General features: G+C 64.0%; 23 protein-coding genes. 15 read left to right on the plus strand and 8 right to left on the minus strand.

Translation table 11 applies throughout. From position 1 onward, the window contains the following. Position 1: 1 nt before the first annotated feature. On the plus strand, positions 2 to 652 hold the full coding sequence (locus CHB88_RS18400) for a VTT domain-containing protein (RefSeq protein ID WP_089400813.1): 651 nt from the start codon (positions 2 to 4) through the stop codon (positions 650 to 652). A 65-nt stretch (positions 653 to 717) separates the two neighbouring features. On the opposite strand, the gene CHB88_RS18405 is transcribed toward CHB88_RS18400, so the two are convergent. Together CHB88_RS18405 and tsaE are read right to left on the minus strand one after the other, a co-directional pair. Continuing rightward, complete coding sequence (locus CHB88_RS18405) at positions 718 to 2040, minus strand: N-acetylmuramoyl-L-alanine amidase (RefSeq protein WP_089400814.1); 1323 nt, start codon at positions 2038 to 2040, stop codon at positions 718 to 720. Continuing rightward, complete coding sequence (tsaE, locus tag CHB88_RS18410; protein WP_089400815.1) at positions 1977 to 2489, minus strand: tRNA (adenosine(37)-N6)-threonylcarbamoyltransferase complex ATPase subunit type 1 TsaE; 513 nt, start codon at positions 2487 to 2489, stop codon at positions 1977 to 1979. The genes CHB88_RS18405 and tsaE overlap by 64 nt, the downstream gene beginning before the upstream one ends. Positions 2490 to 2536: 47 nt before the next feature. Between tsaE and queG the strand changes: the two genes are divergently transcribed. Further along, positions 2537 to 3640, plus strand: a complete 1104-nt coding sequence (gene queG / locus CHB88_RS18415; RefSeq protein ID WP_089400891.1) for a tRNA epoxyqueuosine(34) reductase QueG — start codon at positions 2537 to 2539, stop codon at positions 3638 to 3640. Here the strand turns inward: queG and CHB88_RS18420 are convergent. Then, positions 3623 to 4513, minus strand: a complete 891-nt coding sequence (locus tag CHB88_RS18420) for an AEC family transporter (protein WP_089400816.1) — start codon at positions 4511 to 4513, stop codon at positions 3623 to 3625. The genes queG and CHB88_RS18420 overlap by 18 nt on opposite strands. A 151-nt stretch (positions 4514 to 4664) precedes the next feature. Between CHB88_RS18420 and CHB88_RS18425 the strand changes: the two genes are divergently transcribed. Beyond that, positions 4665 to 5174, plus strand: a complete 510-nt coding sequence (locus CHB88_RS18425; RefSeq protein ID WP_089400817.1) for a methylated-DNA--[protein]-cysteine S-methyltransferase — start codon at positions 4665 to 4667, stop codon at positions 5172 to 5174. Further along, positions 5171 to 6091, plus strand: coding sequence for a site-specific tyrosine recombinase XerD (gene xerD / locus CHB88_RS18430; RefSeq protein ID WP_089400818.1), 921 nt, complete (start codon positions 5171 to 5173; stop codon positions 6089 to 6091). The genes CHB88_RS18425 and xerD overlap by 4 nt, the downstream gene beginning before the upstream one ends. A 66-nt stretch (positions 6092 to 6157) precedes the next feature. On the opposite strand, the gene CHB88_RS18435 is transcribed toward xerD, so the two are convergent. Beyond that, positions 6158 to 6760: a phasin family protein gene (locus CHB88_RS18435; protein ID WP_089400819.1), complete on the minus strand. Its 603-nt coding sequence runs from the start codon at positions 6758 to 6760 to the stop codon at positions 6158 to 6160. Positions 6761 to 6911: 151 nt separating this feature from the next. Beyond that, positions 6912 to 7073 (minus strand): hypothetical protein, encoded by a 162-nt coding sequence (locus tag CHB88_RS25235; RefSeq protein ID WP_176442548.1) that lies wholly within the window; start codon positions 7071 to 7073, stop codon positions 6912 to 6914. Positions 7074 to 7135: 62 nt separating this feature from the next. Here CHB88_RS25235 and ybaK point away from each other — a divergent pair, with 62 nt between their 5' ends. From ybaK to CHB88_RS18450, 3 genes are all read left to right on the plus strand, one after another. After that, positions 7136 to 7627 carry a Cys-tRNA(Pro) deacylase gene (gene ybaK / locus CHB88_RS18440; RefSeq protein WP_089400820.1) on the plus strand — a complete coding sequence of 164 codons (492 nt, stop codon included), beginning with the start codon at positions 7136 to 7138 and terminating at the stop codon, positions 7625 to 7627. Positions 7628 to 7668: 41 nt separating this feature from the next. Continuing rightward, the gene (gene plsY / locus CHB88_RS18445; protein WP_089400821.1) at positions 7669 to 8277 is read left to right on the plus strand and encodes a glycerol-3-phosphate 1-O-acyltransferase PlsY; all 609 of its coding nucleotides are present in this window, start codon (positions 7669 to 7671) and stop codon (positions 8275 to 8277) included. A gap of 474 nt (positions 8278 to 8751) precedes the next feature. After that, positions 8752 to 9903, plus strand: a complete 1152-nt coding sequence (locus CHB88_RS18450) for a hypothetical protein (protein ID WP_143131357.1) — start codon at positions 8752 to 8754, stop codon at positions 9901 to 9903. Positions 9904 to 10038: 135 nt separating this feature from the next. Here CHB88_RS18450 and tsaD read toward each other — a convergent pair whose 3' ends face one another. Continuing rightward, on the minus strand, positions 10039 to 11067 hold the full coding sequence (gene tsaD / locus CHB88_RS18455; RefSeq protein WP_089400892.1) for a tRNA (adenosine(37)-N6)-threonylcarbamoyltransferase complex transferase subunit TsaD: 1029 nt from the start codon (positions 11065 to 11067) through the stop codon (positions 10039 to 10041). A 102-nt stretch (positions 11068 to 11169) separates the two neighbouring features. On the opposite strand from tsaD, the gene CHB88_RS18460 reads away from it, so the two are divergent. The 4 genes from CHB88_RS18460 (at position 11170) to CHB88_RS18475 (ending at position 15104) form a co-directional block, all read left to right on the plus strand. Further along, positions 11170 to 11793, plus strand: a complete 624-nt coding sequence (locus CHB88_RS18460; protein WP_089400823.1) for an ANTAR domain-containing response regulator — start codon at positions 11170 to 11172, stop codon at positions 11791 to 11793. A 279-nt stretch (positions 11794 to 12072) separates the two neighbouring features. Then, complete coding sequence (locus CHB88_RS18465) at positions 12073 to 13302, plus strand: CmpA/NrtA family ABC transporter substrate-binding protein (protein WP_425436125.1); 1230 nt, start codon at positions 12073 to 12075, stop codon at positions 13300 to 13302. Positions 13303 to 13318: 16 nt separating this feature from the next. Next, complete coding sequence (gene ntrB / locus CHB88_RS18470; protein WP_089400825.1) at positions 13319 to 14251, plus strand: nitrate ABC transporter permease; 933 nt, start codon at positions 13319 to 13321, stop codon at positions 14249 to 14251. Positions 14252 to 14288: 37 nt separating this feature from the next. Continuing rightward, positions 14289 to 15104, plus strand: a complete 816-nt coding sequence (locus CHB88_RS18475; protein ID WP_089400826.1) for an ABC transporter ATP-binding protein — start codon at positions 14289 to 14291, stop codon at positions 15102 to 15104. A 60-nt stretch (positions 15105 to 15164) separates the two neighbouring features. On the opposite strand, the gene CHB88_RS18480 is transcribed toward CHB88_RS18475, so the two are convergent. After that, positions 15165 to 16871 carry a bifunctional protein-serine/threonine kinase/phosphatase gene (locus CHB88_RS18480; RefSeq protein WP_089400827.1) on the minus strand — a complete coding sequence of 569 codons (1707 nt, stop codon included), beginning with the start codon at positions 16869 to 16871 and terminating at the stop codon, positions 15165 to 15167. A gap of 81 nt (positions 16872 to 16952) precedes the next feature. After that, positions 16953 to 18167: a nitrate/nitrite transporter gene (locus tag CHB88_RS18485; RefSeq protein WP_089400828.1), complete on the minus strand. Its 1215-nt coding sequence runs from the start codon at positions 18165 to 18167 to the stop codon at positions 16953 to 16955. Between the two features lie 273 nt (positions 18168 to 18440). Here CHB88_RS18485 and nirB point away from each other — a divergent pair, with 273 nt between their 5' ends. The 4 genes from nirB to CHB88_RS18500 are packed head-to-tail and all read left to right on the plus strand — an operon-like array spanning position 18441 to position 24223. Continuing rightward, positions 18441 to 20879, plus strand: coding sequence for a nitrite reductase large subunit NirB (gene nirB, locus CHB88_RS18490; protein ID WP_089400829.1), 2439 nt, complete (start codon positions 18441 to 18443; stop codon positions 20877 to 20879). 47 nt (positions 20880 to 20926) lie between these two features. Beyond that, positions 20927 to 21049 (plus strand): hypothetical protein, encoded by a 123-nt coding sequence (locus CHB88_RS25910; protein WP_281255031.1) that lies wholly within the window; start codon positions 20927 to 20929, stop codon positions 21047 to 21049. A 40-nt stretch (positions 21050 to 21089) separates the two neighbouring features. Continuing rightward, positions 21090 to 21443 carry a nitrite reductase small subunit NirD gene (gene nirD, locus CHB88_RS18495; protein WP_089400830.1) on the plus strand — a complete coding sequence of 118 codons (354 nt, stop codon included), beginning with the start codon at positions 21090 to 21092 and terminating at the stop codon, positions 21441 to 21443. Next, on the plus strand, positions 21440 to 24223 hold the full coding sequence (locus tag CHB88_RS18500; protein ID WP_089400831.1) for a nitrate reductase: 2784 nt from the start codon (positions 21440 to 21442) through the stop codon (positions 24221 to 24223). Before nirD ends, CHB88_RS18500 begins: the two co-directional genes overlap by 4 nt. Positions 24224 to 24268: the final 45 nt, after the last annotated feature.

A 24268-nucleotide genomic window follows, 5' to 3' on the forward strand; every position in this document is an offset into this window, starting at 1 on the left:
GATGGATTTCATGCAATTTCTCGACATGTTCCTGCATGTCGACAAGTACCTCGGCCAGTTCATCGCCCAGTACGGCACCATGATCTATGCGGTGCTGTTCGCCATCGTCTTCTGCGAAACCGGCCTGGTGGTGATGCCTTTCCTGCCGGGCGATACGCTGCTGTTCATCGCCGGCGCCTTCTGCGCCACCGGCTCCATGAATGCCGGCCTGCTGATCGTGCTGCTGCTGATCGCTGCCACCGGTGGCAATACCGTCAATTACTGGATCGGCAAGGCGATCGGCCAGCGCGTCTTCACCCATGACTACCGCTGGCTGGACAAGGCGGCGCTGCAGAAGACGCATGCCTTCTATGAGAACCATGGCGGCAAGACCATCATCCTCGCGCGCTTCGTGCCCATCGTGCGCACCTTCGCGCCCTTCGTCGCCGGCGTGTCAGCGATGACCTTCGCCAAGTTCCAGTTCTTCAACTTCGTCGGCGCCGCGCTGTGGGTGATCGGCTTGGTGGCGGGCGGTTACTTCTTCGGCAACATTCCCATCATCCGCGATCATCTGAATACCATCGTGCTGATCGGTGTCGGCGCGGCGGTGGTGCCGCTGGCGCTGGGCGGCATGTGGCGACTGATGGGCAAGCTGGCGCGCGGCGCGCGCTGACGAATCCTTCCCGCCATGACAAAAGGGCTGCCGAGGCAGCCCTTTGTTTTTGGCCCTGCAAAAAATTACATCATTCTGCTCTTCGCCAGCGGCGGATTGCGGGCGAAGTACTTGCGGATGCCGGTCAGCACCGCATTCGCCATCTGGTCCTGGTAGGCGTCGTCGGTGAGCTTGGCTTCCTCTTCCGGGTTGGAGATGAAGGCGGTCTCGATCAGGATGCTGGGAATGTCCGGCGCCTTCAGCACCGCGAAGCCGGCCTGTTCCACCGCGCCCTTGTGCAGGCGGTTGATGCCGCCGATCTCGCCCAGCACCGCCTTGGCCAGCTTCAGGCTGTCGTTGATCTGGGCGGTGGTGGACAGGTCGAGCAGGACGCTGGCGAGCTGGCGGTCGTGGTGCTTGATGTTGACGCCGCCAATGAGGTCGGCGGCGTTTTCCTTGGTCGCGAGCCAGCGCGCGGCGGTGGAGCTGGCGCCCTTTTCCGACAGCACGAATACCGAAGAACCGCGCGCCGTCGGCTCGACGAAGGCATCGGCATGGATGGAGACGAACAGGTCGGCCTGCACCTGCCGCGCCTTCTGTACGCGCACATGCAGCGGCACGAAGAAGTCGCCGTCGCGGGTCAGCATGACGCGCATGTTCGGCTGCTGCTCGATCTTGGCTTTCAGGCGCTTGGCGATGGCGAGCACGACATCCTTTTCGCGGCTGCCGCTGCGGCCGATTGCGCCCGGGTCCTCGCCGCCGTGTCCGGGGTCGAGGGCGATGGTCACCATGCGGGTGGTGCCTTGCTTTTCTTCCGGCGCTTCGCGCCTAGCCTGCGCCTCGGCGCTGTTCCTGGGCTCGGCCTTGGGCTGCGGCCTGGTTTCCGGTTCGGGCAGCGCGGGCTGGGTCGGCCACTCGCCTTTTTCGATCAAGGCGGCGAGCGGATCCACCGGATTCACCGGGTAGAGGTCGAAGATCAGCCGATGCTTGTACTCGCCCACCGGCGCCAGCGTGAACACCTGCGGATTCACTTCTTCCTTCAGGTCAAACACCAGGCGAACCACGTTGGGCCGGTTCTGTCCTACCCGGACGCCCTTGATGTAGGGATCGTTGGACTGGATCTTGGCCACCAATTGCTTCAGCGTCGGATTGAGGTCGATGCCTTCGATATCGACCACCAGCCGTTCCGGATCCTTGACGATGAAATGGTTGGTTTTCAGATTGCTATCGTTTTCCAGCGTCACCCGGGTGTAGTCGGCGGCCGGCCAGACGCGCACCGCGAGGATCTGGGCGGCTCGGGCGGGAGCGGAGGCAAATACCGAGACCAGCAGCGTGGCGCCCGCTTTCAGGACGGTGCGTCGCTTCCTTGGCGTGGGAGATTCGGAGCTGATTGCAGTCGGTCGAGACATTGAGAACCCTGGGCGGAAAACGCCTGTAATTCTATCTCACGACCAACATCGGGAATGCTCAAAAGAATCTTGATGTCTGGCATGGGCAACACCGGAAAAGCCTTTTCCGGCCATTCGACGATGCAGATGTTGTCGGCATTGAAATGCTCGCGGAAGCCGGCGTCGAGAAATTCTTCCGGACTGGCAAGGCGGTACAAATCGAAATGAAAAACCGACACCGTCCGTCCGTCGATCTGCAGGCTGTAAGGTTCGACCAGGGTATAGGTCGGGCTCTTCACCTTGCCGGCATGGCCGGCCGCCTGCAGCATGGCTCTGGTGAGGGCGGTCTTGCCGGCGCCCAGATCGCCATGCAGATACAGGGTGAGGCCGGGGGCGAGCGCGCCGGCCAGGGCGCCACCGATGGCGGCGGTGGCGCTTTCATCCGGAAGATGGGCTTTAAAATGCTGCATTCCGCTGTTTCGAATTTGAAGTGAACGCTGCCGCGCAGCGCATGGACATGATTGCAACCGACATCGATCTGAACGCGCTCGCCGCCGCCATCAAGGCCTGGGGCAGGGAGCTTGGCTTCGCCGACATCGGCATCGCCGACACCGACCTGTCGGCGTCGGAGGCCGGATTGCAGGCCTGGCTGGATGCCGGACATCATGGCGAGATGGATTATATGGCAGCGCACGGCATGAAGCGCGCGCGCCCGGCGGAACTGGTGCCGGGAACGATGCGCGTGATCACCGCGCGCATGAACTACCTGCCGCGCGCAACCGACCAGCAGCGCTGGCGCGAGCAGGAAGCGCAGCGCGGCGCCGATCCATCGGCGGCGGTGATCTCGGTTTATGCCCGCGGCCGGGACTATCACAAGGTGCTGCGCGCCCGGCTGCAGCAGCTGGCGGAACGCATACGTACTGAGATCGGCGAGTTCGGCTTCCGCGCCTTCACCGATTCGGCGCCGGTGATGGAGGTCGGTCTGGCGGAAAAATCCGGTATGGGCTGGCGCGGCAAGCACACCCTGCTGCTCAGCCGCGAGGCCGGCTCGATGTTTTTCCTCGGCGAGATCTATACCGACCTGCCGCTGCCGGTCGATGCGCCGGTCACGTCCCATTGCGGCCAGTGCAGCGCCTGCATCGCCGCCTGTCCCACCGGCGCCATCGTCGCCCCCTACCAGCTCGATGCGCGGCGCTGCATCTCCTACCTCACCATCGAGCTCAAGGGCAGCATCCCAGCCGAACTGCGGCCGCTGATCGGCAACCGGGTGTACGGCTGCGACGATTGCCAGCTCGCCTGCCCCTGGAACAAGTTCGCCCAGGTGGCGAGCCTGCCCGACTTCGATGTGCGCAACGGCCTAGATGCGGCCGGCATGATCGCGCTTTTCGCCTGGGATGAGGAAGACTTCAATCGCCGGCTGGAAGGCAGCCCGATCCGGCGCATCGGCCATGAGCGCTGGCTGCGCAACCTGGCGGTCGGCCTCGGCAATGCCCTGGCGCGGCAGCCAGCGCCCGAAATCGTCGCCGCCTTGCGTACGCGCGAGCAGCATCCCTCCGAGCTGGTACGCGAGCATGTGGCCTGGGCGCTGGCTCAGGCTGGAAGTTCACCGCACCAGGCCTAGCCAGAACGGCAGGGTAAGCACCGACAGCACGGTGCTGGCCGAGATCAGGAAAGCCACGAAGGGGCCATTGCCGCCCATGCGCACCGCCAGCACATAGGCGCTGGAGGCGGTGGGCAGCGCGCAGAAGATCACCGCGATCTGCAGTTGCAGCGGCGGCAGGGCCAGCCAGCGCCCGAGCACATAGGCGATGGCCGGCAGCGCCAGCAGTTTGATGGCAAGGAAATAGGCGGCCATCGCCTTGCCCTGATGCAGGCCCGATAGCCGCAGGCCGGCGCCGACCGCGATCAGGCCGGTGGCAATCGACGCATTGCCCATGCGCGACAGGGTCGCGCCGACCACTTCGGGCAGATGCAGTCCGGCGAGATTGAAAGCCAAACCCCCGGCCGTGGCGATCAGCAGCGGATTCTTCGCCAGCTCGCCCAGCAGGCCGCCGCCGCGATGCACCAGCGCATGCACCGCCGCCATATTGCACAGCGGGACGGCGCAGCCCATGATCAGCGCCATCAGCGAAGTGCCTTGTTCGCCGCCGAGGCGGAAGGCAATCGCCAGTGCGATGTAGGAATTGAAGCGGAAGGCGGTCTGCACGCCGGATTCGAACAGCATCGGCCCGGGTCGGAACAGCGGCCGCGCCAGCCAGCCCAGCGCCACGCCCGCCGCCAGACCGGCGAGCGCGACCTGCAGCATGCGGCCGGTGGCGCCGAAGTCGATCGGCGCGCGCGAGGTGGAGTGGAACAGCAGGGCGGGGAACAGGACGTAGTAGATGAGCTTCTCGAGTCCGGTCCAGAACTCGTCGCCCCAGCGCAGGTAGCGCTTGAGCAGGAAGCCGATGAGGATGAGCGTGAAATCGGGGAACAGCAGCGACAGGACGGACATGGACGGGATGGCAACGATTGCTGCGAAGTAAGCGAGTGTATGGCTTCATGCCGCAAATGCAAAGCGCCGGCAGTTTTCCGCCGAGACATATTGCCGCGCGGCCGGCGTGCGTGAATAATGGCTGCGCCCCTGGGCCTCTTCGAAGATCACCATGACTACGCCATCGCCTCAAAGCGGCAGCGAAATTTTCGCTGCCATCGTTCCTGCTCCCTTCGGCGCCGTCGGCATCCGCATTGCCGACGGCCGGTTGCGCGAGCTGGTCTACCTGCCGCCCCATTACCACGAGAAAGCGCCGCAGGACCACCTCGCCGAGCAGGCGGCGCGGCAGCTGGAACGCTATTTCACCGAGCCGGATTTCCGCTTCGATTTGCCGCTGGCGCCGGCCGGCACCGATTTCCAGCGCCGGGTCTGGGCGGCGATCGGCGCCATTCCGCGCGGCGCGGTGCGCACCTACGGCGATCTCGCCCGCGAACTGCGCTCCGCGCCGCGGGCAGTGGGGCAGGCGTGCGGCGCCAACTGGTTTCCGCTGGTGGTTCCCTGCCACCGGGTGACGGCCGCCGGCGGGCTCGGCGGCTTCGCCAACCAGGACGATGAAACCGGCTTCCATCTCGGCGTCAAGCGCTGGCTGCTGGCGCATGAAAGGGTGGACGGTTACCGATGAGCGACGTGCAGATGGACAAGCCGCTGCAGAGCGCCGGCCTGATCGACGATTTCTGCGACAACCTGTGGCTGGAAGATGGGCTGGCGAAAAATACGCTTGACGCCTACCGGCGCGACCTGACCTTGTTTGCACGCTGGCTGGAAGGGCAGCATGGCCGGGATTTGCATCATGCCGAGGCGGCCGACCTGAATGCCTATTTCGCCGCCCGCCATGCCGACACCAAGGCGACGTCGGCCAACCGGCGCCTCGCGGTGCTGCGGCGCTTCTACCAGATGGCGCTGCGCCAGAACCGCATCGGCGCCGATCCCTGCCTGAAGATGAAGTCGGCCAAGCAGCCGCCGCGCCATCCCAAGGTGCTGTCCGAAGCCCAGGTAGAGGCGCTGCTGGCCGCACCGGACATCGCCACGCCGCTCGGCCTGCGCGACCGCACCATGCTGGAGTTGATGTATGCCAGCGGCCTGCGGGTCTCCGAACTGGTGCTGCTGAAGACGGTGGAACTGGGAATGAACGAAGGCGTGCTGCGCATCACCGGCAAGGGCAGCAAGACGCGGCTGGTACCCTTCGGCGAGGAGGCCCGCACCTGGATCGAGCGCTACCTGCGGGAGTCGCGCCCGGCCATCCTGCGCGGGCAGATCGACGATGCGCTGTTCGTCACCGGCCGCGGCGGACCGATGACGCGCCAGATGTTCTGGACGCTGATCAAGAAGCATGCGGCGAAGGCGGAGATCAATGCGCCGCTGTCGCCGCATACCCTGCGCCATGCCTTCGCCACGCATCTGCTCAACCATGGCGCCGACCTGCGCGTGGTGCAGCTGCTGCTCGGCCACGCCGACATCTCGACCACGCAGATCTACACCCACGTCGCCCGCGAGCGTCTGAAGAAGCTGCATGCGGAGCACCATCCGCGCGGACGCTGAAGCAAACAGGCAAAGAAAAAGGGCCGCAATTGCGGCCCTTCGATTTGGGTGCTGCTGATGCCAGGCTTAGGCTTTGCGGGCGCGGTTGGCAGCGGCGGTAGCCGTGGCAGCGGTCTTCTCGGCAGCCTGGGTGAACTGGTTCACCGCATTGTTGAAGTTGGCTTCGATGACTTCGGCGGCCTGCTTGCTGGTCTTGCTGAACTGCTCATAGCCGGCGGTCAGGGTGCCGAGCGAGGTCTTGATACCGCCAAACAGGTCACCGCCAAACAGGTTCTTGGAACCTTGCGGCGCGTTCTTGGAAATGTCTTCCACCAAGTCGGACACCTTGCGGCTGGTCTCGGCGATCTGCTCTTCGGTCGCCTTGGTCAGGTCGGCTTGCAGGCCGGCGGCGATGGTGGCGAAGTGGCGGTTGTAGGCGATGGTCTTGGCGGCAGTCGGCTGGAACTGGGCCACGAACAGGGAGAAGAATTCCTGCGGATCCTTGGAAGCCAGCAGTTGACGCGAGGTCACGGCGGAATCTTCCAGCGACGCCTTGGCGGCATTCAGGTTCAGGTCGACGATTTTTTCGACGCCTTCGAAGGCCTTGGTGGTCAGCGCGGTCAGTGCGCTCAGCTGAGCTTCGAAGTTGGCTTTGGCTGCGGTGGAGAACTGATCATTGAACGAAAACATGGTGGCTCCTTATGTGAATCTGGATGGGTTCGAAGATTTCGCGACGATGTTGTGCGCCGCAACAAAACCGATTTTAACGTGTTGGCTTACCAAGTCAAGCATTATTTTGTGCGCCGCACAAAATAATGCTTCCCGGCTTGTCCATTGTTTTTCAAAGGAATTTTTTGGCGGCGAAGGCGGCTGCGATGGTCTGGTGGCCGGAGGAAATCAAGGAAGCGAACGCCATTTCTTGGTCGAACTCCAGTAATGAATGGAAGAAAGCGCGGTGCAGCAGACGGCAGAGCGGACGTTCAGCATGGTTACCCGCCTGCATTGGGTATCCTTCCGGCAACCGAGTTCCTGCATAATGTCGCCAGTTTTCTGCGAATACTCATCATGGCAAAGAAAGAACACGTATCCGAGACGCAGGCCACCCAGTTCCTGAAGAAGCACAAGGTCACTTTCAGCGAGCATCCTTACCAATATGAGGAGCATGGCGGGACCGCCGTCTCCTCGCGCGAGCTGGGCGTGGACGAGCACCATGTGGTCAAGACGCTGATCATGCAGGACGAAGCGGCCAAGCCGCTGGTGGTGCTGATGCATGGCGACCGCAAGGTGTCGACCAAGAACCTGGCGCGGCAGATCGGCTGCAAGTCGGTCGAGCCCTGCAAGCCCGAAGTGGCCAGCCGCCATTCCGGCTATCTCGTCGGCGGCACGTCGCCCTTCGGCTTGCGCAAGGCCATGCCGGTCTATGTCGAGCAAAGCATCCTGGCTCTGGACAAGATCTACATCAACGGCGGCCGGCGCGGCTACCTCGTCGGCATCGCGCCTTCGGTGCTGACCGACCTGCTGGCGGCCAAGCCGGTGCAGTGCGCGCTCGACGAATGAAACACCGAAGCTGATCGCCCCCATTCCTCACCTTTACGAACATGACAACCATTCTCTTCGCGCTGGCCGCCTACCTGATCGGCTCCATTTCCTTCGCCGTCGTGGTCAGCAAGGGCTTCGGCATCGCCGACCCGCGCACCTATGGTTCGAAGAATCCCGGCGCCACCAACGTTCTGCGCAGCGGGAACAAGGCCGCTGCCTTGCTCACCCTGTTCGGCGACGGCTTCAAGGGCTGGCTGGCGGTGTGGCTGGCGCAGCGCTTCGGGCCGCAGTACGGCCTGGACGACACCGGCGTGGCGCTGGTGGCCGTTGCGGTGTTTCTCGGCCACCTGTGGCCGGTGTTCTTCCGCTTCGTCGGCGGCAAGGGTGTCGCCACCGCCCTCGGCGTCCTGCTGGCCATCAACGGCTGGCTCGGCCTGGCGACGCTGGTCACCTGGCTGGTGATCGCCTACGCCTTCCGCTACTCCTCGCTGGCGGCGCTGATCGCCAGCATCTTCGCGCCGTTCTACTACGGCCTGCTGTTCGGCACCGACGCGCTGCTGCTGGCGGTGCTGGTGATGAGCGGCCTGCTGATTTACCGCCACCGGCAAAACATCGCCAACCTCATGGCCGGCAAGGAAAGCCGCATCGGCAGCAAGAAAAAAACCTGACGATCATCAGGCGGCCGCTCCGGCATTGCTGCGGTCGGCGCAACGACGATAGCACAACGGCTAGTACCTAATTCATATGTTGGCCATCGGGCCGGGTCTCTAGAATCGACTGCGTACGGTTCTAGACCCGGCCTCATCGTTAATCACGCGCTTCCGCTCGCACTGAAGACAAGAGTCGCTTGAACAAAGGCGATCTCTTCGATTCGACACGCCTGTCCTTTGGCATGTTGGTGCAAGGTGAAAGTCGTCGTGGAACGCCCTGAGTTTCCGTGTCGAAGAAGTCGTTTGGCAGCTCGAAGCGCAAGAAGAAATTGATCGTTCAATTTTCATCAACGGAAAGGAGCCGGTTTCAATCTATCTGCATGATCACTCGCGGGCACCGATCATCTGTTCAAGCCGTACTTCTTATTTAGCAACCAAACAGATAGCTTTTTCGCGCAGTGGTGCGGGTGGCTTTGCAGCCGATAGGACGCCATGAAAAATATCAGAAACCAGTTGTGCCGATGGACCGCCGGCGTGTTGATGGCAGTAATGGCATCGACGTCGCAAGCTCAGGGCGCCTTGGATTTTTTACAGAAGCTCAAGGAAAAAGCCGATCAGGTGACCAATCAGGTCAACAATATCCCGCTTTCTCCATCACAAGGCAGCAACCCAGGCATTCCGCAAACAAGCACGTCAGCGACTAGCGCTTTTCCTGCGCCTTACACCGGCTACAAGGGCGATATTCCGCCGCCGCCGCGAAGGACTGTGTGGAACAAGGAAACCAATACCATCCTGTTTTCCAAAAAACCCATCAAGGTCGGGAAGGAAGACAAGGCGGCCATCACCAACCAGTTCGAGGCCGGTGATCAGATCAGCGCCATGGCTTATCTGAAGGACAATCTGAAGTCATCAAGACTGGTCAATCAATTCAAGGTGTACATCTACGATGCCGAGGACGCGAACAGATACTATTCGGCCAACTTTACCCGCGAAAGAAACAACGACCTCCTGGAAAAACGGGATGACGGTTCCGATCCCGGGGTGGACAGGCACTTCGAATTCGACATTTTCGCCGATGCCAAGACCGCGCTTCAGCCGCAGCTGACTTTCACCCTAATGGAGGCCATGAACCGGTTCCTGACGAACCGGGATCGGGACGAGAAGGACTGGTACCGCACCCATGTTCTGGAAGTCGAGCTTCAAATGAACTATGAACCCGTTGCGTCAGGCATTCTTTACTACAAGATCACGCCTGAAAACGTGGGCAAGTTCAAGGCGATGTACCAGACCCATGTCAATGCCGGTCTCAAGGACGAAAGGCTTCCTGATGCCAGCCACAAGGATCCGGCATTGGAGGCAAAGATCAAGGCCGTGATGACGGCGCGCGGGAACGATGTTCGCAAGGTGGCGCTGTCGCGCGGCGACTGGGAAATCGTCCGCAACAAGCTGACGGGAATAGTCACCCACCGTCTGATCACGGCCTATGTCGTCTCGAAGGAAAAGAAATCGAGCAATCCCGATGAATGCTATTACAACGAACTTCGCTTCCGGGAAGATTATGTGGGAAGCGGCTTCACCGGAAAACTGCAATTGGATGGGGCAGGTCTCATGCAGACCAAGATCTTGTGCAGCAATGTGAAATAGATCCGTCCGACAATCGACGTTTCATACGACGCGGCCTTCGGCTAGCAACGGGAAGGCCACGTGTCTTTTTGCAGGCAACTCCTCGACACACGGATGCGCTGGTTCATTGTCGTTCGATGAATTGGCACGTCTTGCTCAAACCGCCCGCAATTCCTCCAGCGGCCACCGCGGCCTGACATTGAAGCCGTAGTCCTTGGTCGCCGCCTGCGGGTCGCGCTGCAGGCGCATGGCGCCGGCGAAGGCGATCATCGCGCCGTTGTCGGTGCAGAATTCCAGTTCCGGGTAATACACGTCGAAGCGGCGCTTGCGAGCGGCCTCGTTCAGCGCCTCGCGAAGCTGGCGGTTGGCGCCGACGCCGCCGGCGATCACCAGCCGCTTCAGCCCGGTTTCCTTCAGGGCCGTCAGGCATTTCGCCACCAGCACGTCCACGATGGCGTCGACGAAGGCGCGGGCGATGTTGGCCTTGTCCTGTTCGCAGATGTTGGTGGTCTGGTTCTTCACCAGGGTCAGCACCGCCGTCTTCAAGCCGGAAAAGCTGAAATTCAGGTCCTTGGAGTGCAGCATCGGCCGCGGCAGCTTGAAGGCGCCGGGATCGCCGAATTCCGCCAGACGGGAAATAGCCGGTCCGCCCGGATAGCCCAGGCCGAGCAGCTTGGCCGACTTGTCGAAGGCTTCGCCGGCGGCATCGTCCAGGGTTTCGCCCAGCAATGCATAACTGCCAACGCCGTCCACCCGCATCAGCTGGGTATGGCCGCCCGAGATCAGCAGGGCGACGAAGGGAAACTCCGGCGGCGTGCGCGACAGCAGCGGCGACAGCAGATGGCCTTCGAGGTGATGCACGCCGAGCACCGGCCGGTCCAGCGCCAGGCCGAGGCCGCAGGCAATGGAAGCGCCGACCAGCAGCGCGCCAGCCAGGCCAGGACCCTGAGTATAGGCGATGGCGTCGATGTCGCCGCGGCTGATGCCTGCCTGCGTCAGCACCTGGTTGAGCAGCGGAATGGCGCGCCGGATGTGGTCGCGCGACGCCAGCTCGGGCACTACGCCGCCGTATTCTTCATGCATCGCCACCTGGGAGTGGAGCGCATGCGCCAGCAGGCCGCGCTCGCTGTCATGCAAGGCGAGGCCGGTTTCGTCGCAGGAGGATTCGACGCCGAGGACAATCATGGAAAAACCGACAAGGGATGCGTTGAACGGGCAGGCGCCGGACAGCGGCCTGGAGATGGCAAGCTTCTTGCACACCGTCATTGTAAAGGAAACCTACCTGCCATGACGGACCACACTTCTCTCAAGATCATTGTCATCAACTCCGTCGTCGCTCCGCGCGACGCCGACCAGGCGGCCCTGGAGCAGGCCGAGCGCGCCCGCGCCCTGCGCATCGGCCTGCTGGAAGCCGGCTACAACATCATGGCGGTGTTCCCGCCCGAAGCCGACCTCGAAAAGCACATCACCGACCTCCAGCCCGACCTGATCATCGTCGACGAGCAGTCCGATGCCGCGTTGAAGCGGGTGGTGGCCGCCACCGCCGAAGCGCGCCGGCCCATCGTCTGCTTCACCGAGGATGACGACAGGCAGAAGATGCATGCGGCCATCGAAGCCGGCGTCTCGGCCTATGTGGTCGCGGGACTGTCCGCCGAGCGGGTCAAGGCGGTGCTCGACGTGGCCATGGCCCGCTTCGAGGTGGAGCAGAAGCTGCGCGAGGAGTTGAACGAGACCCGCCTCAAGCTGGCCGAGCGCAAGGTGATCGAGCGCGCCAAGGGCTTGCTCATGGAAAGGCACCGCTGCTCCGAGGACGAGGCTTACCGCAAGCTGCGGCGGCTGGCGATGGACAAGAACCTGCGGCTGTCCGACGTGGCGCAGCGCATGCTGGATGTGGCCGATTTGCTCATTTGAGCGCCCTGTTTTAAGGCGGCGCACAACAACAGTGCGCGCAACGTGCCGGAATACTCCGGAAACCGCCTCAAGTGATCTGAATCAAGCTGGCACATGACTTGCACTTAAGGGGATGTGCCAAAGGCGGCGCAGCAATCAATCGATGGTTCGGCCAATGACGGCCGGATCGTTTGGACAAAGGCGTCCGAGTCAGGCGAGCAAGCTCGTCTGGCCGGACGCCTTTCTTTTTGCCCATAACGACAAACGCATGAGGACATCATGACAGGGAAGGACAGGAAAATGGATGTGACCCGCCGCACCATGCTCAAGACCGGCGCCGCGATGACCGCCGGCGCCCTCGGCGGACTGGCCACGCAAGGCGCATGGGCCGCCGGCTCCGACAAGCCGGAAAAAGAAGAGGTCAAGGTCGGTTTCATCCCGCTCACCGATTGCGCGTCGGTAGTGATGGCGTCGGTGCTCGGCATCGACAAGAAATACGGCATCAAGATCGTGCCGACCAAGGAGGCTTCCTGGGCCGGCGTGCGCGACAAGCTGGTCAATGGCGAGCTGGATGCGGCACATGTGCTGTACGGCCTGATCTACGGGGTGCATCTCGGCGTCAGCGGTCCGAAGAAGGACATGGCGATGCTCATGACCCTCAACAACAATGGCCAGGCGATCACCCTGTCGAAGAAGCTGGCCGACAAGGGCGCGGTCGACGGCCCGTCGCTGGCGAAGCTGATGCAGAGCGACAAGCGCGAATACGTGTTCGCCCAGACTTTCCCCACCGGCACCCACGCGATGTGGCTGTACTACTGGCTGGCCAGCTACGGCATCAATCCGATGAAGGATGCCAAGATCATCACCGTGCCGCCGCCGCAGATGGTGGCCAACATGCGGGTCGGGAACATGGACGGCTACTGCGTAGGCGAGCCCTGGGGCCACCGCGCCATCGCCGACGGCATCGGCATCACCGGCGTCACCACCCAGGACATCTGGCGCGATCATCCGGAAAAGGTCCTCGGCACCACCGCCGACTTCGTGAAGAAGTACCCCAACACCGCGCGCGCCCTGACCGCCGCCGTGCTCGAAGCCGGCAAGTGGATCGATGCCTCGCTGTCGAACAAGAACAAGATGGCCGAGACGATCGCCGACAAGTCCTACGTCAACACCTCGGTCGACGTCATCAACCAGCGCATCCTCGGCCGCTATCAGAACGGCCTGGGCAAGACCTGGGACGATCCGAACTACATGAAGTTCTACAACGACGGCGCGGTGAATTTCCCGTACCTGTCCGACGGCATGTGGTTCCTGACCCAGCACAAGCGCTGGGGCCTGCTGAAGGACGACGTCGATTACCTCGGCGTGGCCAAGGCCATCAACCAGATCGACCTGTACAAGGATGCCGCCGCCATGGCGAAGGTGAGCGTTCCCAAGGACGCAATGCGAACCTCGAAGCTGATCGACGGCGCGACCTGGGACGGCAAGAACCCGCAGGCCTATGCTGCGTCCTTCAAGATCAAAGCCTAATTTTTCCGGAGTCAACATGAGCGCAGTCATGGACAAGATCGTCACCCAGCCGGTGGAGCCGGCATCGGAATCGCCGCCGGCGGCCGGCGAAAAGAAGGCCCTTGCGCCGGAAATGCGGCGCCGCATCGCGGTCGGCGCCGAACCAACGCGCTCCGGCGCGCGCAAGGCGGCGCAGCGCCAGTTCCTGCTGGCGGTGCTGGCGCCGGTGATCGGCGTGGCGGTGCTAGTGCTGCTGTGGCAGCTGGTGGCCATGGGCAATTCCGGCTTCCCGACGCCTTTCGCCACGCTGCAGGAAGCGATCAATGTATTCTCCGATCCCTTCTATCAGAAAGGTCCGAACGATCAGGGCATAGGCTGGAACCTGTGGTCTTCCCTTAAGCGCGTCGGCATGGGTTTCGGGCTCGCCGCCGCCGTCGGCATTCCGCTCGGCTTCATGATCGGCCGCTTCCGCTTCCTGTCGGCGATGTTCGGCCCGATCATCAGCCTGCTCAAGCCGGTGTCGCCCCTGGCCTGGCTGCCGATCGGCCTGCTGGTGTTCAAGGCCGCCAATCCGGCGGCGATCTGGGCCATCTTCATCTGCTCCATCTGGCCGATGATCATCAACACCGCCGTCGGCGTGCAGCGTGTGCCGCAGGATTACCTGAACGTGGCGCGCGTGCTGAACCTGTCGGAGTGGAAGATCCTGACCAAGATCCTGTTCCCTTCGGTGCTGCCCTACATGCTGACCGGCGTGCGCCTGGCCATCGGCACCGCCTGGCTGGTCATCGTCGCGGCCGAAATGCTGACCGGCGGCGTCGGCATCGGCTTCTGGGTCTGGGACGAATGGAACAATCTGAACGTGCCGCACATCATCATCGCCATCGTCGTCATCGGCATGGTCGGCCTGCTGCTGGAACAGGCGCTGGTCGCCCTGGCCAAGGCCTTCACCTACGAAGACGTGCGCAGCTAATTCATCTCGCCGGCCCAGGCCGGCATCGGGAGCCAACATGGACAACGACAGCAAATTCATCGACGTGCAACACGTGGAAATGGTGTTCAACACCAGGAAGGGCAGCTTTCATGCGCTGCGCGACATCAATCTCTCGGTGAAGAAAGGCGAATTCATCAGCCTGATCGGCCACTCGGGCTGTGGCAAGTCGACGCTGCTGAATCTGATCGCCGGGCTCAACCGCGCCACCGAAGGCGCGCTGCTGTGCGCCAACCGCGAAATCGCCGGCCCGGCGCCGGAGCGGGCGGTGGTGTTCCAGAACCATTCGCTGCTGCCCTGGCTGACCTGTTTCGAGAATGTCTACCTGGCGGTGGAACGGGTGTTCGGCGCCAGCGAGAACAAGACCCAGCTCAAGGCGCGCGCCAGGGCGGCGCTGGCGCTGGTCGGCCTGACGGCGGCGGAACAGAAGCGGCCGAACGAGATCTCGGGCGGCATGAAGCAGCGCGTCGGCATCGCCCGCGCGCTGTCGATGGAGCCGAAGGTGCTGCTGATGGACGAACCCTTCGGCGCGCTCGACGCGCTCACCCGGGCGCATCTGCAGGACGAGCTGCTGAAGATCGTCGCCAAGACCCACTCCACCGTCGTCATGGTGACGCACGACGTGGACGAGGCGGTGCTGCTGTCGGACCGCATCGTGATGATGACCAACGGTCCGGCGGCAACCATCGGCGACATCGTCAATGTGCGCCTGGCGCGCCCGCGCGACCGCGTCGCGCTGGCCCAGGACCCGCTGTACATCGAATACCGCACCGCGGTGTTGGAGTTCCTTTATCACCGCCAAGCGCATCCGGCGGTGCAAAAAGAAGCGGCTTGATTCTGGTTTGAGAAAGCGCCGCGTCCGGCATGTCCGGCGCGGCGTTTTCTCCTGTCGGATTTACCGCACCACGATCAGGTAGAGCAGCAGCAAATTGAGCACGATGGACATTGACGCCACCGCCCGCCACAGCATGGCCGGATCGCGCTTGGCCAGCGGCATGCCCGCCGTCCGGCGCGGCGTCGGGTTGCTGGCGCCCCGCTCCAGCGCCAGCTCGAACTCCTCGGCGGTCTCGTAGCGGTCCTGCGGATCGCGCGCCACCGCCTTCATCAGCACGTTTTCCAGCCACAGCGGGATGTCGGGCCGGTAGCGGCTCGGCGGCACCGGGTTGCCGAATTTCGGGCGCTGGAAGGGCTCGATCTCGCCGTAGGGATAGTGCCGGGTCAGCACCAGGTAGAGCGTCACGCCGGCCGCATACAGGTCGGTACGCCGCGATGGCGGCTCGCCGTTGAACTGCTCCGGCGCGAGGAAGGACGGCGTGCCGGCCTGCGGCGCGTCCACCGCGTCCTCCTGTTCCAGACCGCTCTGGGCCACGCCGAAATCCAGCACCCGCAATTCGCCGTCTGCGCCGAGATGCACGTTGGCCGGCTTGATGTCCCGGTGCAGGATGCTGCGCCGGTGCAGCGCGCCGATGGCACGGATCAGTCGGGTGCCGATGGCGATGGCTTCCGGCGCGGTGAAATGCAGGCCGGCATCCAGCCTTTGCTGCAGGGTGTCGCCTTCGTGCCAGGTGGTCAGGTAGTACAGCCAGTTGCGGTCTTCGGCAGCAATCACCTGCGGAAAGAAGCGCGCCACCACGCGCTTGGCCAGCCACTCCTCGTGGGCGAAGGCGGAACGTTCGGCCGGATCGTCGGCGCGGTCGGGATGCAGGGTCTTGAGCACCAGCTTGCGGCCGGAATGGCGGTCGACTACTCGATAGAGCAGGGTGGCCTGGGAGGCATGGATGGCTTCCTCCACTTCCAGATGATCGATGAGCTGGCCGGGTTTCAGCTTCGGCGGCACCGGCAGCCGGCGCGAGCCGGAAACCGCGTCGCGCAGGTTTTCGTCCGGCAGCGTGGCTACGCGCAGCACCAGCGCGCTGCAATTGTCCTTGGTGCCGGCGCGCACCGCATTTTCCACCAGCGCCGTACCGACGGCGCTGGCATCGGCGTCTCCGCCGAGCAGGTGGCTCAGGTGATGGCACAGGTCATACTCCGACATCGTGGCCCAGACGCCGTCGGTGGCGAGCAGGAACACATCGCCTTCCTGCAGCGGGCCCATGCCATGGTCGATGGCAAGCCGGCTGTCGAGCCCGACGGCGCGGGTCAGCACATGCTGCATTTCCGGACGGTCCCAGACGTGGTCGGTGGTCAGTCGCGACAGGCGTCCGTCGCGCAGCAGGTAGAGGCGGCTGTCGCCGACATGGGCGAAATAATAGAAGCGGCCGCGCAGCACCACGCTGGTGAGGGTGGTGGCCATGCCAGCCAGCTCCCGGCGCGAGCTTCCCTGTTTCTGCACCCAGCTGTTGATGGCCTTGATCACCTTGTCCAGCGCCTGGGTCACCGGCCAGGTTTCCGGGGTGGCGTAATAGTCGGCCAGCAATCCTCGCACCGTGTACTCCGACGCCTGGCGACCGCCTTCGCTGCCCGAGACGCCGTCGGCCACGGCGGCGATCAAGCCCTTGGAGGACAGTTCCGGCTCCGCCGGCGTGACCATGCCGACGAAATCCTCATTGCGTTCGCGCGGGCCGGCATGGGTGGCATAGCCGGCATCGATGATCAGGGGCATGGGCGGCAATCGAGAGACGAAAAAAGGGGCGAACCCGGTTCGCCCCTTGATGATGAAACATTAAGGATGCGGATTCAATGATCAGATCCGTGCCGAGGTCATGGCGGCGCTGCCCCAGGTAGTGCGCCAGCGGGTCTTCACCGCCGACAGGCCGAGCAGGGCGGCCACCGCGAGGGCGGCGAAGATGGTCAGGCCGAGCTGATAGCTGCCGGTGACCTGCTTCGAATAGCCTAGGCTGGAAGCGAGATAGAAGCCGCCGACGCCGCCGGCCATGCCGACCAGGCCGGTCATGACGCCGATTTCCTTGCGGAAGCGCTGCGGCACCAGCTGGAACACGGCGCCATTGCCGGTGCCCAGCGCCAGCATGGCGAGCACGAACACGATCACCGCCGCCAGCGCCGATTGCAGCCCGGTGCTGGCGATGAACAGGAAGGCGGCCGCGCCCACATACATGATCGACAGGGTCTTGATGCCGCCGATGCGGTCGGCGATGCGGCCGCCGAGCGGGCGCACCAGCGAGCCGGCGAAGACGCAGCCGGCGGTGAAGTAGCCGGCGGTTACCGGCGACAGGCCGTACTGGGTGTTGAAGTAGATGGTGAGGGACGACGCCAGGCCGGAGAAGCCGCCGAAGGTCACGCTGTAGAAGAACATGAACCACCAGGCATCCTTGTCCTTGAGCACCGCCAGGTACTCGGTCAGCATCTTCGGCGCCGGTGCGGACGGCGCGTCCTTGGCGAAGATCAGGTACACCGCCAGCGCCACGCCGAGCGGAATCAGGCACAGGCCGAACACATTCTGCCAGCCGAAGGCGATCGCCAGTCCGGGCGCGAACAGGGCGGCAAAGGCAGTGCCGGAGTTGCCGGCGCCGGCAATGCCCAGCGCCGTGCCCTGGTGCTCCGGCGGATACCAGCGCGAGGCGAGCGGCAGCGCCACAGCGAAGGCGGCGCCGGCGAAGCCGAGCAGCATGCCCAGCACCAGCATGGTCTCGAAGCTGGCGATGCTGCCCAGCCAGGCCCAGCACAGCGCGGCGAGCACGATGACCTGGCCGATCAGGCCGGCCTTCTTCGGCTTCAGGTGATCCACCAGCACGCCCATCACGATGCGCAGCAGGGCGCCGGCCAGCAGCGGTGTGGCCACCATCAGGCCCTTCTGCGCCGGGGTCAGGGCGAGGTCCTTCGAGATCTGGATGCCGAGCGGGCCGAGCAGCACCCAGACCATGAAGCTGAGATCGAAGTAGAGGAAGGAGGCAAGCAGGGTGGGAGTATGGCCTGCCTTCCAGAATGAGGACTTTTGCATCGGATTTCCTAACTGAGCGCAATTGATGAATGCGGTGCGTAATGCAAGCGTTGTGCCATTCAAAAAAGTGCGCAATCGATTCACGAGCGCGCGATTCAGAACCGAAAACGTGCGTGATGCATGGCGAGACAACTTTTCGCACTCCAGGTGTGCATGCGGCACGCCTCGATGGTGCATCAGCGTGCTTTCGGCATTGGCACCGCTCTTGCTAAACAAAGACCTGTCTTTTTGTTTAGATCGCTTCAATGACGAAGTGAATTGCTGGGAGCTTTAATGAAGAAGCTGAAGTTGGTCATGGTGGGCAATGGCATGGCGGGCGTGCGTACGCTTGAGGAACTGCTGAAGATCGCGCCCGACATCTACGACATCACGGTATTCGGCGCAGAGCCGCATGCCAACTACAACCGCATCCTGCTGTCGCCGGTGCTCGCGGGCGAGCAGACGCTGCAGGAGATCATGCTCAACGATGTCGACTGGTATGCGCAGAACGGCATCACGCTGCATCTCGGCAAGAAGATCGCGCGCATCGACCGCGTGAAGCGCCAGGTGATCGCCGAGGATGGCACGACGGCCGACTACGACCGCCTGCTGCTGGCCACCGGCTCCAATCCCTTCATCCTGCCGGTGCCGGGCAGTGACCTGGAAGGCGTCATCTCCTATCGCGACATCCAGGACACCAATGCGATGATCGAGGCCGCCCGGCACTACAAGCATGCGGTGGTCATCGGCGGCGGCCTGCTCGGCCTCGAGGCGGCCAACGGCCTCAAGCAGCGCGGCATGGAGGTGAACGTGGTGCATCTGCATGACTGGCTGATGGAGCGCCAGCTCGACAGCGTCGCCGCCAGGCTGCTGCAGAAGTCGCTGGAAGACCGCGGCCTGAAGTTTCTGCTGAAGAAGAACACCCAGGAACTGGTGGGCGACGCGAACGGCCGCGTCAGGGCAATTCGCTTCACCGATGGCAGCGAGGCACCGGCCCAGCTGGTGGTGATGGCGGTCGGCATCCGGCCCAATACCGAGCTGGCCGAGTCGGCTGGCCTGTACTGCAATCGCGGCATCGTCGTCAACGACACCATGCAGACCTTCGATCCGCGCATCTACGCCGTCGGCGAATGCGTCAACCACCGCGGCACTGCCTACGGCCTGGTGGCGCCGCTGTTCGAGATGGCCAAGGTCTGCGCCAACCATCTCGGCAACTTCGGCATCGGCCGCTACCAGGGTTCGGTCACCTCCACCAAGCTGAAGGTGACCGGCATCGACCTGTTCTCCGCCGGCCAGTTCATGGGCGGCGAGGATACCGAGGAAATCGTGCTGTCCGATCCCATCGGCGGCGTCTACAAGAAGCTGGTCATCAAGGACGACAAGCTGGTGGGCGCCTGCCTCTATGGCGATACCGTCGATGGCTCCTGGTACTTCCAGCTGCTGCGCGAGGAAAGGAATGTCGCCGAGATCCGCGATTCGCTGATGTTCGGCGAATCCAACACCGGCCGCCCGGGCGACGTCGGCCATGAGGGGTTCACCCGCGCCGCCGCCATGCCGGACACCGCCGAAGTCTGCGGCTGCAACGGCGTATGCAAGGGCGCCATCGTCAAGGCGATCAAGGAAAAGGGCCTGTTCACCCTGGAAGACGTGCGCAAGCACACCAAGGCTTCCGCTTCCTGCGGCTCCTGTACCGGCCTGGTGGAACAGATCATCATGTTCACCGCCGGCGGCGACTACTCGGCGGCGAACAAGGTCAAGCCGATGTGCGGCTGCACCGACCGCAGCCACCAGGAAGTGCGGGATGCCATCCGCGCCAACAAGCTGCTGACCATCGCCGACACCATGGCTTTCATGGAGTGGCGCACGCCGAACGGCTGCGCGAGCTGCCGCCCGGCAATCAATTACTACCTGCTCTCCACCTGGCCGCATGAGGCGAAGGACGATCCGCAGTCGCGCTTCATCAACGAGCGCGCCCATGCCAACATCCAGAAGGACGGCACCTATTCCGTGATCCCGCGCATGTGGGGCGGTGAAACCAATGCCGATGAACTGCGTCGTATTGCCGATGTGGTGGACAAGTTCAGCATTCCCACCGTCAAGGTCACCGGCGGCCAGCGCATCGACCTGCTCGGCGTGAAGAAGGAAGACCTGCCGGCGGTGTGGAAGGAACTCGGCATGCCGTCGGGACACGCCTATGCCAAGGCGCTGCGCACCGTGAAGACCTGCGTCGGCTCCGAATGGTGCCGCTTCGGCACCCAGGATTCGACGCTCATGGGCAAGCAACTGGAGCGGGCGCTGTGGCGCATGTACGCGCCGCACAAGGTGAAGATCGCCGTCTCCGGCTGCCCGCGCAACTGCGCCGAGTCGGGCATCAAGGATGTGGGCGTGATCGGCGTCGACTCCGGCTGGGAAATCTATGTCGGCGGCAACGGCGGCATCAAGACCGAGGTGGCGCATTTCTTCGTCAAGCTCAAGACGCATGGAGAAGTGCTCGAATACGCCGGCGCCTTCCTGCAGCTGTACCGCGAGGAAGGCTGGTACCTGGAGCGGACGGTGCATTACCTCGCCCGGGTCGGCCTGGAACACGCGAAGCAGAAAATCGTGGAAGATGCAGTAAACCGCAAGGCGCTCTACGAACGCCTGCTGTTCTCGCTCGACGGCGAGCCGGACCCCTGGCATGAGCAGGAGAAGGCGGCCGTCGACCCGCGCCAGTTCGCGCCGCTGACGCTCTGAAACGAAACAGGGCGGCGGGCGCTCTCATTGATTTGAAAGGAAAAAGCATGAAACTTTATGTCGCCGCCGCCGTGATCGCGCTCACCGCCACCGCCACGCTCATCAATGCCTGCCTGCTGCACACCTCCACCCAGCACGCGCGGCCGGTGAACCTGGTTCAACTGAAGTAAGCATCGGCCGCTGCGCCGATGGTTCAAGCAAAGGAAAGACATGTCGCAACAATGGAAGGCCGTCTGCAACGTGGCAGACATCCCCGTGCTCGGCGCGCGGGTCGTCAAGCGGGCAACGCAGCCCGATGTGGCGATTTTCCGAAACAGCGAGGATGAAGTCTTCGCGCTGCTCGACCGCTGTCCGCACAAGGGCGGACCGCTGTCCCAGGGCATCGTGTTCAAGGACCGCGTCGCCTGCCCGCTGCACAACTGGAACATCCAGCTGGATTCCGGCTGCGCCACCGCGCCCGACGAAGGCTGTACCCAGAAATTCAGCATCAAGGTGGAGCAGGGCAAGGTTTTCCTCGACATGAATGAACTCCAGCCTGTTTCCGGCGAGGCGGCCGCCGCATGACCCAGATCCAGGAAACCAAGGCAACCTGCTGCTACTGCGGCGTCGGCTGCGGCGTGATCGTGCAGACCGATGGCCGGCAGGTGACCGGCGTGCGCGGCGACCCCGACCATCCCGCCAACTTCGGCCGCCTATGCACCAAGGGCAGCACGTTGCATCTGACGGCGCGACCGGCCCTGCAGCAGCAGGCGAGGGCGCTGGCGCCGGAGCTGCGCACCCAGCGCGGCGAGCCGCGCCGCCAGGCAGGCTGGGGCGAGACGCTGGACTTCATCGCGCAGAAGTTCGCCGACACCATCCGCCGCCATGGCCCCGACAGCGTCGGCTTCTACATCTCCGGCCAGCTGCTGACGGAAGACTATTACGTCTTCAACAAGCTGGCCAAGGGCCTGATCGGCACCAACAACATCGACACCAATTCCCGCCTGTGCATGTCGAGCGCGGTGGCCGGCTACAAGCAGACCCTGGGCGCCGACGCGCCGCCGGCCTGCTACGAGGACATCGACCATGCGCAGGTCATCTTCATCGCCGGTTCCAATACCGCCTATGCCCATCCCATCCTCTACCGCCGCATCGAGGAGGCGCGCCGCCGCAATCCGGACCTGAAGGTGATCGTGGCCGACCCGCGCCGCACCGACACCGCGCGGGAAGCCGACCTGTTCCTGCCCATCCTGCCGGGCACCGACGTGGCGCTCTTCAACGGCATGCTCCACATCTGCCTGTGGGAAGATCTGATCGACGCCGATTACATCGCGCGCCATACCGAGGGCTTCGCCGAGCTGAAGCAGACCCTGCGCGACTACACGCCGGCTTATGTGGCCGAGACCTGCGGCATCCGCGAGCAGGACCTGGTCGCGGCGGCGCGCTGGTTCGGCCAATCGAAGGCGGCGCTGTCGCTCTATTGCCAGGGCCTGAACCAGTCGTCCTCCGGCACCGCCAAGAATGCCGCGCTGATCAACCTGCACCTGGCCACCGGCCAGATCGGCAAGCCGGGCGCCGGACCGTTCTCGCTCACCGGCCAGCCGAATGCCATGGGCGGGCGCGAAGTCGGCGGCCTGGCCAACCTGATGTCGGCCCATCGCGACATGGCCAACCCCGCGCATCGGGCCGAGATCGCCAGGCTCTGGGGCGTGGACGATGTGCCGTCCAGGCCCGGCAAGACGGCGGTGGAAATGTTCGACGCCATTCGCGCCGGCGAGATCAAGATCGTCTGGATTGCCTGCACCAATCCCGCCCAGTCGCTGCCCGAGCAGCGCATGGTGCGCGAGGCGCTGGAGAAGGCCGAGCTGGTGATCGTCCAGGAAGCCTACAAGACCACCGCCACCGTGGACTATGCCGACGTGCTGCTGCCGGCCACCACCTGGAGCGAGAAGGAAGGCACGGTCACCAATTCCGAGCGCCGCATCACCCGCTTCAAGCCGGTGTTGCCGCGGCCGGGCCAGGCCTGGCATGACTGGGAAATCGCGGTGAATTTCGCGCGCCGTCTCGAGGCGAACCTCGGCCGGACTGCAACGCTGTTTCCCTACGCCGACGTGGAGGCCATCTGGAACGAGCACCGCGAGACCACCCGCGGCCGCGACCTCGACATTACCGGGCTGTCCTACCGCATCCTGGAAGAGCAGGGGCCGCAGCAGTGGCCCTATCCGGAAGGCGCCGCCGGAGGCCGCAAGCGGCTTTATGAAGATGGCGTCTATCCCACGTCCAGCGGCAAGGCCAGGTTCGCCAATACCGTCTACCAGCCGGTGGCGGAAGCGGTGGATGCGCGCTATCCCTTCCGCCTCAGCACCGGCCGCCTGCGCGACCAGTGGCATGGCATGAGCCGCACCGGCACGGTGGCGCAGCTGTTTTCGCATGCGGCCGAGCCCGCCGTCGTGATGGCGGCGGCCGACATGGACCGGCGCATGATCGCCGAAGGCGACCTGGTACATGTCACCGGCCGGCGCGGCTCGCAGATACTGCCGGCGATGGCGGGCGATGACATGCGGGCCGGCCAGGCCTTCATCGGCATGCACTGGGGCGAGGAGTACTTGTCCGGCCGCGGACACGACGGACGCGGCAGCTTCGGCGTCAACAGCCTGACCAGCCCGGTGTTCGACCCGGTCTCCAAGCAGCCGGAACTCAAGCATGCGGCGGTGAAGATCCTGAAGGCCGAGCTGCCGTGGCGCTTCCTGGTGTTCGGCTGGGTGGCGGAGTCCGAAGCGCTGGCGCTGCAGTCGGCGCTGCGGCCGGCGATGCGCCAGTTCGGCTATGCCTCCTGCACGCTGTTCGGGCGCGAGCGCATCGGCGTGCTGTTCCGCGCCGCCGACGATTACGCGGCGGCGCCGGAGCTGGTGGCGGAGATCGAAGCGCGCTTCGGCATCGCCGGCGTCGGCGTGCTGCGCTACGACGATGCCAAGCGCAGCAATGCGCGGCATATCCTGGTGCGCGACGGTCGCCTGCAGGCCGTCTCCCTCGCCGGCGATACCTCGGCCGAGCGCTGGCTGAAGGAGTACCTGGAAGCGGAACAGCCGGTGGCCAGCCTCGGCCGCCTGCTGCTGATGCCGAGCGCCAAGGCGCCGCAGGGCTTCAAGTCGCGCGGCCGCATCGTCTGCAACTGCTTCAATGTCGCCGAGAGCGAGATCGGCGAGGCGCTGGGGCAGAGCGAATGCCTGGCGGCCGGTTCGCCGGAAGCGGCGCTGTCGGCGCTGCAGGGCAGGCTGAAGTGCGGCACGAATTGCGGCTCCTGCGTGCCCGAGCTGAAGAAGATGGTGCTGGCGCGCCCGGCGCCGGCCAAGGCAGCGGCCTGACCTGCGGCGCATCATCCAGCCGGCCCCTTTGAAGCGGGCCGGCTT

Origin of the sequence: Noviherbaspirillum humi, assembly GCF_900188095.1 — a bacterium.
GTDB lineage: Bacteria > Pseudomonadota > Gammaproteobacteria > Burkholderiales > Burkholderiaceae_D > Noviherbaspirillum > Noviherbaspirillum humi.